Below are 16,429 nucleotides of genomic sequence, written 5' to 3'. Positions count from 1 at the left end.
TACTTGCAAGATTTTGTAGTAAATATAAATTTTAATCTTGCCCCTACAATCAGGAGCAAGAAATAACAAATTTTAGCTCTCAAACCCTAAATTTGCTCTATACTCTTCATATGTACCTTTAAAATCAACCACTTCGCCATTGCCTTTTAGGTGTAAAATTCTATTTGCAAAGGCGTCTATTAGCTCCCTATCGTGGCTCACGCAGATAACTGAGCCGTTAAAGTTATAAAATGCCTCGCCAAGCGCGATGATAGCCTCAAGATCGAGGTGGTTGTTTGGTTCATCCATGACAAGTAAATTTGGTCTGTGAAGCATAAGCTGAGCTAGTCTCACGCGGTGTTTTTCGCCACCGCTTAGCGCGCCTACTGCCTTTTCTTGCTCAGCACCGCTAAAGAGCATCCTGCCAAGGCACTTTCTGATCTCATCGATGTCCTTGTTTTTGGCATCTTGCAAATATTCATAAAGCTTTAGCTCGCCATCTATCTTATTTACCGTATCTTGCGCAAAATATCCAAGCTCGATGGTCGCACCTATATGCACCTCGCCAGCGTCAGGCTTTAGCTCGCCCATTATGATCTTACAAAGCGTGCTTTTACCAACGCCGTTGTGTCCGATAATGGCTAGTTTGTCGCCCTTTTCAAGCTTAAAGTTAAAATTTTCAAATATCACTTTGTCATCAAATTTCTTACTTACATTTTTAAGCTCTATTAGCTCATTGCCTATCTCACGGTTTGCACGAAATAGTATGCTAGGATCACGTCTACTTGATACTGCGATCTCTGCTATGTCGAGCTTTTCAAGCTGTTTTGCGCGAGAGGTTGCCTGCTTTGCCTTGCTCGCATTTGCTGAAAATCTCGCGATAAATTTCTCCAGCTCCTCTTTCTCTTTTAGCTTCTTATCACGCTCCATCTCATGCTGCTTTGCGATCAAATTTGCAGCCATATACCAGTCGTCATAGTTGCCTGAAAACTCGCGAATTTTCTTAAAATCCACATCCAAAATGTTTGTACAAACCCTATTTAAAAAGTGCCTATCGTGGCTAATAACGACAAGCGTGCCCTCGTGGCGGTTTAGCTCGTTTTCTAGCCATGCGATCGCGTCTATATCAAGATTGTTTGTTGGCTCGTCTAAGAACAAGATGTCAGGCTTTGGAAAAAGCACTTGAGCTAGCAAAACCTTAACTTTATCTGAGTTTTCAACCTCACTCATGAACTTGTCAAATTCATTTAGCCCAAGCGAGCTTAGGATTTTTTCTATCCTAGTCTCGTACTCGTAGCTTGGGTCTTCTTCAGCGCTTATCATCTCAAGCTCGCTTAAGCGCTCATTTATCTCATCTGTAAATTCCTCGCTCATATAGAGCTTTTCTTTCTCTTTTACAGCGTCATATAGGCGTTTGTTGCCATAAAGTACCGCGTCTTTTAGAGTGAAATTTTCAAACGCAAACTGATCTTGTCCAAGCACGCCAACCTTTAGTCCATTTTCTATGATGATCTCGCCGCTAGTTGGCTCGATGGCTCCGCTTAAAATTTTTAAAAATGTTGATTTGCCAGCGCCATTTGCACCGATTAGTCCGTATCTGTTGTGGCGATTTAGCTTTAAATTTACATCCTCAAATAGCAAACTGCTTGCAAATCTTTGAGTAAGTCCCCTAACTTCTAACATTATTTTTCCTTGAATTTATTTTTTTGCGATTTTGCCTAAAATTTGATTAAAAAGCCATTTTGCTACTTTAGTCTAAAATGCCCCGTGATCTTGTAGTTATAAAGTATATTTTCTTCTTGCACGCCAGAGCCGATATTGTGGATGACAAGCGGTATTTGGCCTTCAAATTTATCTGAGATCACACCGATGTGAGGCAGATTTCTTGGCAGCATCCATGTGACGATATCGCCCGGCAGAAATTTATTATCACTCACCTCAAAATCTTTTCTTTTTAGATAGGTAGCAATGTTTAAAACACGCCTGTGATCGATGTTTTTATCAGCCTTTTTAAGTCCCCACTTTTTAGGATAGCTTGCGAAATTTCTACTCATATCTTCAAAAACAAGTCTTTGCAGATCCATCTCTTGATGACGTAGTGCTCTTACCACAACGTCGGTGCAAACGCCCTTTTTGATATCCACGTCACCCATAGGATAGGCAAGTCTTTCGTAGCTTGGATCGTAACTTAGCGTCACACCGATCTGCGACCTAGCGTCATTTACAAATTTACTCGCCGAAAAGGCAAAAATTTGTGTGGCAAAAAGAGCCAAAAGTAGAATTTTCTTCATTTTTACTTTAAAAGCATAGTTTTTAAGATACGTTTTCCTATCTCAACGCCTGGCTGATCGTAGGTGTTGATGCCTAGCATGATACCAGTGGCTGAGGTTAGTAGCTCGTAGTAAAAAATGAGCCAGCCAGCATGAAACTCATCAAGCCTCTCAAGCGTGATCGTATCAACACTTATGCCCTCTTGCACCAGCGCCATAGCCGTCGCATCGCACTGCAAATTTATAAGCTCATTTAGGCTTAGACCCGCCACAAAATCACACTCTTCAAGCCCTTTTAGGCTTAAATTTGGGATAGTTTTGTCGCTTGCGTGATCTTTTATCTTTATAAATGTCACACTCTTATCTTTTACGCCGTCCATGATAAGCTGTAAAAAGCTGTGCTGATCGCGGCTGCCGACAAGTCCAACTGGCGTAAGACCGACCCTTTTATAGCCTCTTTTTTTACCAAGACTCTCCGCCCAAAGCTGCACATACCAGTCGTTAAATTCAAAAAATCTATCGCAATAGCTAAAAATGACATTTATACTGGCATTTCTGCTAGTGGCGTAATGGTAGGCTTTAGCGACTATGGAGCTATCTTTTTGCTCGATGTATTGCTTCTTGCAAGCAAGCGCGCCCTCCAGTAGTGCCTTTATATCGTAGCCGCAGATACCAAGAGGCACAAGGCCGATCGCACTTAATACGCTAAATCTCCCGCCAACATTTTTTGGGATATTAAAAAATTTAATGCCATTTTCTTTGGCAAAATTTTCTAAATTTGTCCCAGGATCGGTGATGATGAGGAAATTTTTGCCTAAATTTTGAGGCTTAAAGTCATCAAGCAAGCACTTAAAAATAGTGATCGTCTCGATCGTATTGCCAGATTTTGAGCTTATTATAAAAAGTGTCTCGTCAAATTTTAGCCCACTAAGCGTGCTTTTGTAGCTGCAAGGATCGACGTTATCTAAAAATAAAAGCTCTCTTTTTATCCCCTTTGTGCCATCAAGCATCGATTTTAGCGCCTTTACGCCAAGACTGCTGCCGCCAATGCCAACTAGCACGACATTTTTGATATGAGCAAGGCCTTTTTCATACTCCTCGATCTCGCCAAGTAAATTTTGCCCAAGCACTGGCAGGTGGTAGTAGCCTATCTCACCGCTTTCGTACTCGTCGTTTATGCGTTTAGCGTAGGAGTCAATGACTTCGCTACTTGCAAAGTTAAATTTAAATGAAGTTTCTATCATTTACTGCGCTCGTAAAAGAAATTTGTAGCCTCGACAAAGCCATCGATGCTGCCGCAGTCAAACCTCTTGCCCCTAAATTTATAAGCCAGCACCATGCCATCTTTTGCTTGCGTTTTTAGTGCATCCGTGATCTGAATTTCGCCGTTTTTGCCTGGTTTTGTTCGCTCTAAAATGTTAAAAATATCTGGCGTTAGGATGTAGCGCCCGATTATCGCTAAATTTGTCGGAGCCTCGGTAGGATCAGGCTTTTCAACCATATCATCGACCATTATAAGATCATCTTCTATAAACCTACCACTTACGACGCCGTAAGACTTGGTCTGCTCTTTTGGCACTTCCATTACTGCAACGACGCTACAACGATACTTTTCATAAATTTTAACCATCTGTGAAAGCACGCCCTCACCATTTTCATTTATGCATAAATCATCTGCCAAAATGACTCCAAATGCTTCATCTCGAACTAGCGTTTTGCCCGTATAAATGGCGTGCCCAAGCCCTTTCATAGCATTTTGTCTCGTAAATGAAAATGTACACGAACTCATTAAATTTCTAACCTCGCTTAGCAGTGACTCTTTTGAGCTGCCTGCGATCTCTTTTTCTAGCTCGTAGCTGATGTCAAAATAGTCCTCAAGCGCCCTTTTTCCGCGTCCTGTGACAAAGGCCATATTATCCATGCCAGCCTCAAGCGCCTCATCAACGCCGTAGTGAATGAGCGGTTTTGTAAGGATCGGCAACATCTCTTTTGGGAGCGATTTTGTGGCTGGCAAAAACCTCGTTCCATATCCAGCTGCTGGAAATAGGCAAGTTTGTATCATTTTAGTCCTTCATAAAAAATTGCAAAATTCTACTATCTTTTCCTTAATAATATAAATTTCTCTGAATTTACAAGGCTTTAATTAGCAAATTGATAAGATTTTTAAAATTTTAAAAAAAGAGCAAATTTGCAGACGATTGATAGGATTTTTAAAGCCCAGCTTGATATAAAAAAGTCAAATTTTTTAGCATTTTTGTGCCCGATAAGCGAATTTAAAAGTTTGCATGAACGCCTAAAAGAGGAGCATTTTAAGGCCGTTCATGTAGTTTGGGCGACAAGGGAATTAAACAAATACGGACAAATCGTTGAAAATCAAAGTGATGACGGCGAGCCAAAGGGCACTAGCGGTCAGCCAAGCCTAAACGCGCTAAGGGGCGCTGATCTTATAAATGTTGGCGTCTTAATAGTCAGGTATTTTGGCGGGATAAAGCTTGGCACTGGAGGGTTAGTCAGAGCCTACTCAGGAGCCGTAAATGAGGTGATAAATGAAGCGATAAAAGATGGTGGCGTGATGAAATTTGAGATAAAAGATGAGATCAAATTTTTTACGCCATTTTCGCTGATGAGCCGCTTTGAGCACTATTTTGCTACTAAAAATTTAAGCGAGTTTGAAAGAGAATTTAATGACCTTGGAGCGATTTGGAGCATAAATTTAAACGAGGCTGAGTTTGCCGAGCTGTTTAAATTTTGCAAAGAATTTGAAGCAAGTGAGTTTAAATTTTTAGCCCTTGCGCTTAGTGGCAAGAGCTTATTCGCTCATCAAAGCTAAATCATTGTAAAATCGCAAAAATTTTAAAAAGAAAGTAAAAATGGAAATTTGGAACGACATTTATAACCACTTTAACCCAGTCGCCTTTAGCGTCTTTGGCTTTAGCGTGCACTGGTATGGGCTTATGTATATCTTAGCCCTTGTTTTGGCGCTTGCCATGGCAAAATATCTCGTTAAAAAAGATAAAATCCCAATCTCAAATCAGCTTTTGGATAATTACTTTTTTTGGGTAGAGATAGGCGTTATTTTAGGCGCTAGGCTTGGCTGGGTTTTAGTCTATTCAGGCGAAGTAAGCTACTACTTGACACAACCTTGGCAAATTTTTAATCCATTTCATAACGGCGAGTTTATAGGAATTCGTGGCATGAGTTACCACGGAGCAGTAGTTGGCTTTTTGCTTGCGACATATCTATTTTGCAAAAGGTATAAACAAAATTTATGGCAGCTACTTGACCTTTGTGCCGTTTGCATACCTTTTGGCTATACATTTGGCAGGATTGGGAATTTCTTAAATCAAGAGCTTTTTGGACGAGTTACGGATGTGTCTTGGGCGATAAATGTTTTTGGGCAACCAAGACATCCTAGTCAGCTTTATGAGGCATTCTTAGAAGGTTTAGTTATTTTTATTATTTTATTTTTATATAGAAAATTTAAGAAATTTAATGGCGAGCTGATCGCGCTTTATGCTATTTTATACACTTTTGCAAGATTTATTTGCGAGTTTTTTAGAGAGCCTGACTCAGGGCTTGGATTTATTATTTTTAATCTTTCAATGGGTCAAATTTTATCACTTATCATGTGTGGTTTTGGAATTTTTATTTATGCCATGCTTTATAAAAAATTTTCAAAGCTCTAATATAAGTGTTTAAAAAATATTAAAGTAAAAATCTGATAGCATTAGCTTTATCAATTAATACTAATATTTAAATTAGTATTAAGAAATGATAATTTATTTCAAATTTCTTAGGAGGGCTCATGACCGGGCTTATAGAAGGTTTTTTGGGAAAACGGTCGGACGACAAAAAAAGTCGCACTCCAGCCGCTTGGGATAGATGGCAAAGTATTACAGGGTTTATTTTGGCCTGTTTTATATTGTGCCATATGGTTTTTACTTCTACTATACTACTTGGTAAAGACGCATTTAACGCTGTCGTAGGGTTTGCGGAGGCTAAATTTTTATTTGGAGAAGCTACTTGGTGGATCACTAACGTCATAGCTGCGGTAATATTTGCCATTTTTATCGCTCATGCATTTTTAGCTATGAGAAAATTTCCAGCAAACTACAGACAATATCTAATGTTTAGAGGCCACAAAGACCGCATGAAGCACCTTGATACTACGCTTTGGTGGTTTCAGTTTTTAACCGGTTTTGCTCTATTTTTTGCAGCCAGCGCACACCTAGTGGATATAGTCTTTGGTGGACACATCACTGCCGACAAATCAGCGGCTGCATTTCATCAATTAGAATTTTTTTACTTCGCGCTACTTGTTTTTATGGTCGTTCACGCTAGTATCGGTATGTACCGCTTGTATGTCAAATGGATAAGCATTGATGGTGCAAATAAGCACGAAATGTTTGCCAAAAGAAATAAGGCAAAAACAATTGTATTTGCCGTTTATGGCATACTTGCTATAATTGCGCTAATCGCCGATTTCGTGTGGATCAGCCATTAAAAAGGAGCTAGAAGATGAATGTAAAATATTATGATGCATTGGTAATTGGTGGTGGTCTAGCTGGTCTTAGAGCTGCTGTGGCTGCTGGAGAAAAGGGCTTAAGTACCGTCGTTTTAAGTCTCATACCTGTAAAGCGCTCGCACTCTGCGGCTGCGCAAGGCGGTATGCAAGCCTCTTTGGGAAATTCAAAAATGAGCGAAGGCGACAACGAGGATGTACACTTTGCTGACACGGTAAAAGGTAGCGACTGGGGTTGCGATCAGCAAGTTGCACGTATGTTTTGTCAAACCGCGCCTAAGGCGATTCGCGAGCTAGCGGCTTGGGGCGTGCCTTGGACTCGTATAACAAAAGGCGAGAGAAGCGCTATCATCAACGCTCAAAAAACGACTATCGTAGAAAAAGAAGAGGTCCACGGACTCATCCACTCTCGCGACTTTGGCGGAACTAAAAAATGGAGAACATGCTTTACAGCCGACGCCACCGGACACACTATGCTTTTCGCCGTAGCAAACGAAGCTCTAAAACATAACGTCGAAATCCACGACAGAAAAGAAGCTATCGCGCTAATTCATGCAAACAACCGCTGTTACGGCGCGATCGTTCGCGATCTAGTTAACGGCGAAATCACTGCATACGTCGCAAAAGGTACGCTAATCGCTACGGGCGGCTACGGAAGGGTTTATAAACACACTACAAACGCCGTAGTTTGCGAGGGTATCGGCGCAGCCATCGCTCTTGAGACCGGCGTTGCTCAGCTAGGAAATATGGAAGCGGTGCAGTTTCACCCGACTCCGATCGTTCCAAGCGGTATCTTGCTAACGGAAGGTTGCCGCGGCGACGGCGGAATTTTGCGCGACGTAGACGGATATCGCTTTATGCCTGATTATGAGCCTGAGAAAAAAGAACTAGCTAGCCGCGACGTCGTAAGTCGCCGCATCATGGAGCATATCCGCGCAGGTAAAGGCGTACCTAGCCCTTATGGCTATCACGTTTGGCTAGATATCTCGATCCTAGGACGCGAGCATATCGAGAAAAACTTACGCGACGTTCAAGAAATTTGCGAAATCTTTAACGGTATAGATCCAGCTGATACTGAAGTGTATACTGATGAAAATGGACGCCAACGCGGCAAAGGATGGGCGCCGATCCTTCCTATGCAGCACTACTCTATGGGCGGCATCAAGACTAAGCCTACAGGCGAGAGCCCGACTTTAGCGGGTCTATTTAGTGCCGGCGAGGCTGCTTGCTGGGATATGCACGGATTTAACCGCCTAGGCGGCAACTCCGTTTCAGAAACTGTCGTTGCAGGCATGATCGTGGGCGATTATTTTGCTGACTACTGCGGTAAACACGAGATCGAGATAAACACTAACGACATCGAAAAATTCGTTAAAAAAGAGGAAGACTATCTAAAAAGCCTTGTTGAAAAAGAGGGCAAATTTAACGTATTTGAGATCAAAAACAAGATGAAAGACATTATGTGGGAGCACGTGGCGATCTTTAGAACCGGCGAAGGTCTAGCCATAGCGGTAAAAGAGCTAGAAGAGCTTTATAAACAATCTTTAGACGTTAAAGTCACAAACAAGGCGCTATTTGGCAACCCTGAGCTTGAGGAAGCCTACCGTGTACCAAAGATGCTAAAACTAGCCCTTTGTATCGCAAAAGGCGCGCTTGATCGCACCGAGAGCCGCGGAGCTCACTGCCGCGAAGACTATCCAAAACGCGACGACCTAAACTGGCTAAACAGAACTCTAACTAGCTGGAAAGAGGGCGATACGCTACCGACTATCGTATATGAGCCACTTGATATTATGAAAATGGAAATGCCACCAGCATTTAGAGGCTATGGTGCGAAAGGTAATATTATTGAGCATCCAGATAGTGCCATCCGCCAAAAAGAGGTTGATGAAATTCGTGAGAAAATGCAAGCTGAAGGTAAGAGCAGGCAAGAAATTCAAGAGGCTTTAATGCACTATGATCTTCAACCAAAATATAAAGCACCAAACGAAAGAGCAGGAATAGGATATGAGTAGAAAAATAACTATAAAAGCATTTAAATATAATCCGTTAAGTAAAATTTCAAAGCCGCATTTTGCGACCTACGAGCTAGAAGAGACTGATGGTATGACATTGTTTATCGCGTTAAATATGATTCGCGAGAAATTTGACCCAGATCTTAGCTTTGACTTCGTTTGCCGTGCTGGTATCTGCGGAAGCTGCGGTATGCTTGTAAATGGTAAGCCAAGATTAGCTTGTAGAACTCTTACTAAGGATTTTGAAAGCGGAGTAATTGAGCTTATGCCTTTGCCAGTATTTAAGTTACTAAAAGACTTAAGCGTAGACACGGGTAACTGGATGAATGCGATGAGTAGGCGTGTGGAGAGCTGGATACACACCGACCACGAGACCGATATCTCTAAGCTTGAGGAAAAAGTCGAGCCTGAAGTAGCTCAAGAGGTATTTGAGCTTGACCGCTGCATCGAGTGCGGTATCTGCGTGGCTGCGTGCGGTACGGCTATCATGAGGCCTGATTTCATCGGAGCGGTCGGACTTAACCGCGTAGCTAGGTTTAAAATCGACGCGCTTGATAAACGAACCGATGAGGACTTTTACGAGCTTATCGGCGACGATGACGGCGTGTTTGGCTGTATGACTTTGCTAGGCTGTGAAGACAACTGCCCTAAACACTTACCACTTCAAAGCCGCATAGCTTATATGCGTAGAAAAATGGCTGCTATAAAATAGCAAAGGGGCTGTAAAAGCCCCAAATTTACTTCTAAATTTATTAAAAAAGACTGCAAATAGATACCAAAAGGCATAAAAAGATATCAATAGATAAAAATAAGAAAAATAAAAATATCAAAAATGGGATTGATAAGAGTGCGCCCATTATATAACCAAGTGGAAATGCGATAAATATAAAGACGATTCCAACACCAGAAACAAAACAAAAAATTAATGCAAATATCGTAGCAAAGGTATTTACAAATAAGCTAATATTTTCTAAAAGAAAATTTGTTAGGCCAAGACATCTCATGTTTTGATTATAGCTTTTAAGCCAAAAAATTTATATAATTTCAAAAATTTGCTTCATTTAAGGATATAAAATGTTGCCAAGCTATAAAGATATGATGCTGCCTATTTTAGAATTTGTCGCGCAAAAGAAAGAAGTAAATAGAGCTGAAATTTCTAAATTTATAATTGAGCATTTTAAGTTAAAAGATGAAGATCTTTTGCAAAAAATAAAAAATAGGACACCAACCTATATGAGTAGAACAAGTTGGGCACTATTTTATCTAGCTACAACCACACAAGTTAGATCAAAACCAAAAATGATACCTCTTGAAAAAGTTGGTAGAAGCCTATTTGCCATAACAAATTTTGGCAAAGAGCTAGTAAGTAGCAAGGACAAAAAGAGCAAATTTCTCTCTTGGTACGATGAAATTTACAAACAAGAGATAAGGCAAGAGAAAAAAGAAGCCACAGAAAATACCCCAGATGACAATATAGATGAAGCGCTTTGCAAAATAAAAGAAGAGCTAAAAAGTGAAATTTTATCTAGCATTTTAGAAAAAGAGCCAAGATTTTTTGAATACCTTGTAACAAAGCTACTTGAAAAGATGAATTATGGAGCTGGAAATCTCACAAACAAAGGCCCAGACGGCGGGATAGATGGCATCATAGATGAAGATGAACTTGGACTTTCTAAAATTTATATCCAAGCAAAAAGATACAAAGACGGTAGTAATATCCGTAGGCCAGAAATTCAGCAGTTTATCGGCGCCATCTCAAATAAAAATACTAAAAAAGGTGTCTTTATCACTACGGCAAAATTTACTAAAGAAGCTGAAATTTTCGCCAAAGATAATCAAAATTTTAGCGTGGTTTTGATAGACGGCGACAAGCTTGCAGAGCTAATGATAAAATACAAAGTCGGCGTTCAAACAAGCCAAATATATGAAATTTGCAAAATCGACACAGACTTTTTTGAGGAAAATAATTTTTAAAATTTTAAGCCATAAAGTACTACTGCGTATATTTATTGCAAGTTACTACTTGGGATCATTTTGGTCTTGCTTTATTTATTTGCTTAAAAACAAATTTAAATCTTTACTAACGCCAAAATAGTCCAAATTTACCAGCTTAAAATGCTTTTTAGATCAAATTTTACTCTTATAAACGCCGTCTAAAATTTAAGTGTTATAATTACAGCGAAATAACGATTTTAAGGAGAGGATATGCAATCTCGCATAATCACTGGCGTTTTGATGTTTGTTGCTATTTTAGTAGTTTTTTTTATTGATAATTATATTTTAAATTTTATCTTGCTCGGCGCTGTGCTTTATTTTGCATTTAATGAGTCGCTCAAGCTTTATAATATCGATCACAAACAGCTAGTTTTTGCCGCACTTGCTTTTTACGTGCTTACATATTTTACAAATCCAATTTTCATAGCGATCCTTGCTATCATGCTGGTTGCTTCGATCCTAGCTCACATAAAAAGTGAAAATTTAAAACTAGTCGTACCTTTTGTCTATCCGACCACGCCGATCTTTATGATGTGGATGCTTTACTCAGAGTATGGCGTAGGCTATCTTGTATGGCTTATTTTAAGCGTAGTTGCAAGCGATAGCGGTGCATTTTTTGTTGGTAAAATGTTTGGCAAACATCCATTTAGCCCAAGCTCACCAAACAAAACAATCGAAGGTGCAGCAGGCGGTGTGGCGATAGGCACAGTGATTGGCTGCATTGTTGGAAATTTTGTTACTGAAGGATTTTTTCAAATTTTATTTTCAAGCTTTTTAGTCTGCGTGTTTGCAGTTTGGGGAGATTTGTTTGAGAGTTACCTAAAAAGACTTTGCGGTGTCAAAGATAGTGGTTCGCTATTCCCAGGACACGGTGGCATGCTTGATAGGATAGATGGTTATTTATTTGGCGTAGTCGCCCTACTTTGGTCGCTCTCGTGGTAATACTTGGCTCAACTGGTTCAATTGGCAAAAACGCCCTTAACCTTTGCGAAAAATTTGGCGTAGAGGTTGAGGCGTTAAGCTGCGCTAAAAATGTAGATTTACTAAATGAGCAAATCTTAAAATTTAAGCCAAAATTTGTCTGCGTAGGCGATGAAAAGCTAGCTAAAAATGTAAAAAACATAGAAGCTAAAAATATCTTTTTTGGTGAGACTGGACTGCTACAAATGCTAGAAATTTCAAGCTCAAAAAAGGTAATAAACGCCCTTGTTGGCTTTGCTGGCCTTGCTCCTAGTCTAAAGACACAAGCTCTTGGCAAAAGGCTTGCGCTTGCAAACAAAGAGAGTCTTGTTGTTGGCGGCAAATTTCTAAAAACTAGAGAAATTTTACCAATAGACAGCGAGCATTTTGGGCTTAAATTTCTACTTGAAAATAAAACTGCACCAAAAAGACTCATCATCACAGCAAGTGGCGGCGCATTTTATAAAAAGCCGATCAAATTTCTAAAAGACGCCACGCCAAGTGACGCACTAAAACACCCAAACTGGGATATGGGCGCAAAGATCACGATTGATAGTGCGACGATGGCAAATAAGCTTTTTGAGGTGATGGAAGCTTACTGGCTTTATGGCATCAAGGAGATCGAGGCTGTGATAGAGCCAACTTCTGCGATACATGCCGTAGTTGAATTTATAGATGGCTCAAGCACGATGCACCTCTCGCAACCTGACATGAAACTAGCTATCGCTCATGCTATGTTTGAAAATGTCAGTGAAAATATTGTCTCACACGCAAATTTACTTGATCTAAAAAATATAAAATTTCATAAAATCAGCCTTAAAAAATATCCCATTTTTTCGCTAAAAGATGAGGTCCTAGCAAACCCTGATCTAGGTGTAGTGATAAATGCTGCAAATGAGGTTGGAGTGTTTAGCTTTTTAGAGAAAAAATGCTCGTTTTTGGATATCTCAAGGCTCGTTTTAAGCTCTGTTAAAAATTTTAGAAATATTAAAATTTCAAATATTGATGAAATTTTTGAAGCTGATAAAGAAGTTAGAAATTACGCAAAAAGGATGTTAAATGCAAAGGTATGAGGGTTATAAATTTGATCCCAAACAAAGCTTAATCGGCGTTCAGTTTTTATTTGTCGCCTTTGGTGCACTGGTATTAGTGCCGATACTTACGGGACTAGATGCAAATGTAGCTCTCTTTACGGCCGGTCTTGGCACGCTACTTTTTCAGCTAATCACTAGAAAAAATGTTCCGCCAATCTTTCTAGCAAGCTCCTTTGCTTTTATCGCGCCACTTCAGTACGGTATCGAAAAATGGGGCATAGCCGTGACTATGGGGGGCGTTATATTTGCTGGATTTTTCTACGTTGTTTTAAGCCTCGTGGTCCGATTTGGCGGAGAGAAAATTTTGCATAAAATTTTGCCCCCAGTTGTCGTTGGGCCGGTCATCATGACAATAGGCCTAATCCTTGCTCCAAATGCCGTCAAAATGGCAACATCAGCCACTGAAATTTATACTCAAAATGAAGCAATGATCGTCGCTGGCATTTCGCTAGTGGCTACCATTTTAGTGATGATGCTTGGACGTGGCATGTTTAGGCTTATACCTATTTTGCTTGGTATTATCGTCGGATACATCGTAGCTTACTGCTTTGGCATGGTTGATTTTACCCCTATCTTTAATGCACCTTGGTTTAGAATGCCAAATTTCACTACACCAAAATTTGAGTTTGAAGCGATCATTTATATGATACCTATCGCCATCGCTCCAGCAATCGAGCACATAGGCGATATGCTTGCTATCTCAAACGTCACAAAAGAGGATTTTCTAAAAAATCCAGGGCTTAAAAATACGCTCCTTGGAGATGGTCTTGCCACTTCGCTTGCTGCCTTTTTTGGTGGCCCACCAAACACTACATACTCAGAGGTCACAGGCGCAGTTAGCCTTACAAAAGCTTATAATCCAGCAATCATGACCTTTGCGGCGATCACTGCCATCGTGCTAGCCTTCATTGGCAAGCTAGGAGCTGTGCTCTCAACTATCCCAGCCCCAGTCATCGGCGGTATCATGCTGCTACTTTTTGGTATCATCGCAAGCGTTGGCATGGAGACACTTATAAAAAATAAAGTTGACCTTGCAGACCCTAGAAACATGATAATCGTAGCCCTCATTTTTATCTTTGCCATAGGTGGCATGGTGCTTGACCTTGGTGCGGTTAAATTTTCAGGCATAGGGCTTGGTGCGGTTACTGGCATAGTTTTAAATTTGCTTTTACCAAAGACAAAGCATTACGAAGGATATTAATGCGTAAATTTTTACTTTTTTTACTAACCTTTACCACTGCTAGTTTAGCCAATACTTTAGACTATGCGCTTATCAAAAAAGGTGAGCCAAGCGAAAACACGATGTTGTTAATCGGTGGCATTCAAGGCGATGAGCCGGGTGGCTTTTTGGCAGCCTCTATCGTGGCTACCGACTATAACATCACAAAAGGTTCACTTTGGGTCGTGCCAAATTTAAATTTCCCAAGCATAATCGAGCGAAGTCGTGGCACAAAAGGCGATATGAATAGAAAATTTGCCCATGTTGATAAAAACGATCCAGACTATAACTCAGTAATGAAGATAAAAGATGTCATCACTGATAAAAACGTCACGCTCATCTTAAATTTGCACGATGGAAGCGGATATTACAGAGATAAATTTATAAACAAAGACGAAAATCCAGATAAATGGGGCAACACTTGCATAATAGATCAAAGCACGCTTCCTGGCTCAAAATATCCAGAGCTTGAAAACATTGCTTCAAGCGTAAAAGATGTGCTAAACAAGCATCTAATAGATCAAAAACACCAGTATCACATCAAAAATACGCACACCGCAATGGGTGACAAAGAGATGCTAAAAAGCCTAACTTACTATGCTATCACGCAAAATAAATCAGCCTTTGCAAACGAAGCTAGTAAAAATTTAAACGCCGAGCAAAGGACTTATTACCATCTAATCGCTATTGAAGAATATATGAAAAAGGCTGGCATTAGCTTTACTAGGCCGTTTAATCTTGATGTTAAAAGCGTAAAAAGAGCAATCGAAAAAGAGATCAGACTTGAACTTGAAAATTCATACGCGATAAGCCTTAAAAATCTAAAGCCTTTAATAAATTTTGTCCCACTTAAAAAAGGCGAGTTAAACTACAGCTCACCAAATCCGCTAATAGCCGTCATAAAAGAAAATGGTAGCTTCAAAGTGCAATACGGCAACCGCTTTGTTACTAGGCTAAAGCCACAATATTTTGAGTTTGCAAAGCCGCTTGAGGAAATTTCACTAATAAGCGACGGCAGCGAGCTTACATTAAAAAGTGGCGATAAATTTAGCGTGAAAAAGAGCTTTAAAATAAAATCACTCAAAAACGTACGCGTAAATGTCATAGGATACGGTACAAAAAGTATAGATGAGAGCGAGCAAGAAGTGGCTAAAAATAGCCTAAATAAAAGCTATAGCATCGATAAAGATGGCAAAATTTATAGAGTCGAGTTTTATAAAAACGAAGATGGCAAAGAGAAATTTGCTGGCATGATCTTAGCGGAGTTTAGATGATACTTGGCATCGAAAGTAGCTGCGATGATAGCTCGGTCGCACTCATAGATGAATGCACTTTAGAGAAGATTTATTATAAAAAAATTTCTCAAGAAGAGGAGCACGCTATCTTTGGTGGCGTGGTTCCTGAGCTTGCAGCTAGACTTCACACAAAGGCACTGCCAGCACTTTTAGAGAATATCTTGCCAAATTTTAAAGATATAAAAGCGATCGCTGTGACAAATGAGCCGGGTCTTAGTGTGAGCCTAATAGGTGGCGTCAGCATGGCAAAAGCGCTAAGCGTGGCTCTTAATATCCCGCTAATTGCCGTAAATCACCTAGTTGGTCACATCTACTCACTATTTTTAGATTGCGAAGCCACCTTTCCACTTGGCGTCCTGCTAGTTAGTGGCGGGCATACGATGATCTTAGAGATTGACGAAAATGGTGAAATTTTGGAGCTTGCAAGTACTGGCGATGATAGCTTTGGTGAGAGCTTTGATAAGGTTGCTAAAATGCTTGATCTTGGCTATCCAGGCGGTGCCGTAGTTCAGCAAAATGCCCTACTTTGCAAAGACAAAGAGAGGTTTCATTTTACCATTCCACTTCTTCATGATAAACGTCTTGAATATAGTTTTTCGGGGCTTAAAAACCAAGTCAGAGTTGAAATTTCTAAGCTAGAAAGTATCACACAAAAGGATATCGCTGACATCTGCTACACATTTGAAAATACTGCCTGTGAGCACATTTTAAACAAGCTTGAAAAGGTCTTTTGTTTAAGAAATTTTAAGCGTTTTGGCGTAGTTGGCGGCGCAAGTGCAAATCTAAATTTACGAAAAAGACTTGAAACGCTTTGCCAAAAAAATGAGTGCGAGCTTTTGCTAGCTCCACTTGAGTTTTGCTCTGATAACGCCTTAATGATAGCAAGAGCGGGACGTGAGAAGTACCTAAAAGGCGAGTTTGTAAGCCATAGCGAGCTAAATATAAATCCAAGAGTTAGCTTTAAAAAGCTTGAGTTAAATTAAACTTTTTAAAAAACATAAAATTTTGCGCCTAAATCTTGATAGCTTCGTAAGTAAAAACGTAATAAAATCTAAAAAATTTCAAAAAAAAGAATCTTTA

At 40.0% G+C, this 16,429-nt stretch carries 15 protein-coding genes; 11 read left to right on the top strand and 4 right to left on the bottom strand.

From position 1 onward, the window contains the following. Positions 1-72: 72 nt before the first annotated feature. The 4 genes from FZ949_RS02420 to galU all read right to left on the bottom strand — a co-directional run bounded on the left by FZ949_RS02420 (position 73) and on the right by galU (position 4,311). A complete protein-coding gene (locus FZ949_RS02420; RefSeq protein ID WP_103580249.1) occupies positions 73-1,662 on the bottom strand; it encodes an ABC-F family ATP-binding cassette domain-containing protein in 1,590 nt (529 codons plus the stop codon). 62 nt (positions 1,663-1,724) lie between these two features. Further along, on the bottom strand, positions 1,725-2,270 hold the full coding sequence (locus FZ949_RS02415; RefSeq protein ID WP_103580248.1) for a DUF1287 domain-containing protein: 546 nt from the start codon (positions 2,268-2,270) through the stop codon (positions 1,725-1,727). A 2-nt stretch (positions 2,271-2,272) separates the two neighbouring features. Then, positions 2,273-3,493 carry a glucose-6-phosphate isomerase gene (locus FZ949_RS02410; protein WP_103580247.1) on the bottom strand — a complete coding sequence of 407 codons (1,221 nt, stop codon included), beginning with the start codon at positions 3,491-3,493 and terminating at the stop codon, positions 2,273-2,275. Beyond that, on the bottom strand, positions 3,490-4,311 hold the full coding sequence (gene galU, locus FZ949_RS02405) for a UTP--glucose-1-phosphate uridylyltransferase GalU (protein WP_103580246.1): 822 nt from the start codon (positions 4,309-4,311) through the stop codon (positions 3,490-3,492). The genes FZ949_RS02410 and galU overlap by 4 nt, the downstream gene beginning before the upstream one ends. Positions 4,312-4,437: 126 nt before the next feature. On the opposite strand from galU, the gene FZ949_RS02400 reads away from it, so the two are divergent. From FZ949_RS02400 to tsaD, 11 genes are all read left to right on the top strand, one after another. Further along, on the top strand, positions 4,438-5,079 hold the full coding sequence (locus FZ949_RS02400; RefSeq protein WP_103593998.1) for an IMPACT family protein: 642 nt from the start codon (positions 4,438-4,440) through the stop codon (positions 5,077-5,079). 40 nt (positions 5,080-5,119) lie between these two features. Further along, a complete protein-coding gene (gene lgt, locus FZ949_RS02395; protein WP_103593997.1) occupies positions 5,120-5,935 on the top strand; it encodes a prolipoprotein diacylglyceryl transferase in 816 nt (271 codons plus the stop codon). A 119-nt stretch (positions 5,936-6,054) separates the two neighbouring features. Then, positions 6,055-6,753, top strand: a complete 699-nt coding sequence (locus FZ949_RS02390) for a fumarate reductase cytochrome b subunit (RefSeq protein WP_103580243.1) — start codon at positions 6,055-6,057, stop codon at positions 6,751-6,753. A 14-nt stretch (positions 6,754-6,767) separates the two neighbouring features. Continuing rightward, positions 6,768-8,786: a fumarate reductase flavoprotein subunit gene (locus FZ949_RS02385; protein WP_103580242.1), complete on the top strand. Its 2,019-nt coding sequence runs from the start codon at positions 6,768-6,770 to the stop codon at positions 8,784-8,786. Then, complete coding sequence (locus FZ949_RS02380; RefSeq protein WP_021091811.1) at positions 8,779-9,498, top strand: fumarate reductase iron-sulfur subunit; 720 nt, start codon at positions 8,779-8,781, stop codon at positions 9,496-9,498. The genes FZ949_RS02385 and FZ949_RS02380 overlap by 8 nt, the downstream gene beginning before the upstream one ends. 362 nt (positions 9,499-9,860) lie before the next feature. Then, positions 9,861-10,760 carry a restriction endonuclease gene (locus FZ949_RS02375; RefSeq protein ID WP_148790088.1) on the top strand — a complete coding sequence of 300 codons (900 nt, stop codon included), beginning with the start codon at positions 9,861-9,863 and terminating at the stop codon, positions 10,758-10,760. A 231-nt stretch (positions 10,761-10,991) separates the two neighbouring features. Further along, positions 10,992-11,723, top strand: coding sequence for a phosphatidate cytidylyltransferase (locus tag FZ949_RS02370; protein WP_148790087.1), 732 nt, complete (start codon positions 10,992-10,994; stop codon positions 11,721-11,723). Continuing rightward, positions 11,705-12,814 carry a 1-deoxy-D-xylulose-5-phosphate reductoisomerase gene (gene dxr / locus FZ949_RS02365; protein WP_103580542.1) on the top strand — a complete coding sequence of 370 codons (1,110 nt, stop codon included), beginning with the start codon at positions 11,705-11,707 and terminating at the stop codon, positions 12,812-12,814. The genes FZ949_RS02370 and dxr overlap by 19 nt, the downstream gene beginning before the upstream one ends. Further along, complete coding sequence (locus tag FZ949_RS02360; RefSeq protein ID WP_021091743.1) at positions 12,801-14,036, top strand: uracil-xanthine permease family protein; 1,236 nt, start codon at positions 12,801-12,803, stop codon at positions 14,034-14,036. The genes dxr and FZ949_RS02360 overlap by 14 nt, the downstream gene beginning before the upstream one ends. Next, positions 14,036-15,328: a M99 family carboxypeptidase catalytic domain-containing protein gene (locus FZ949_RS02355; protein ID WP_103580541.1), complete on the top strand. Its 1,293-nt coding sequence runs from the start codon at positions 14,036-14,038 to the stop codon at positions 15,326-15,328. Before FZ949_RS02360 ends, FZ949_RS02355 begins: the two co-directional genes overlap by 1 nt. Then, positions 15,325-16,332 (top strand): tRNA (adenosine(37)-N6)-threonylcarbamoyltransferase complex transferase subunit TsaD, encoded by a 1,008-nt coding sequence (gene tsaD, locus FZ949_RS02350; protein ID WP_103580540.1) that lies wholly within the window; start codon positions 15,325-15,327, stop codon positions 16,330-16,332. The genes FZ949_RS02355 and tsaD overlap by 4 nt, the downstream gene beginning before the upstream one ends. The last annotated feature ends 97 nt before the right edge of the window (positions 16,333-16,429 follow it).

This window comes from Campylobacter concisus (assembly GCF_902460545.1).
Classification (GTDB): Bacteria; Campylobacterota; Campylobacteria; order Campylobacterales; family Campylobacteraceae; genus Campylobacter_A; species Campylobacter_A concisus_AE.
This window is presented reverse-complemented; position numbering and strand designations above follow the sequence as displayed.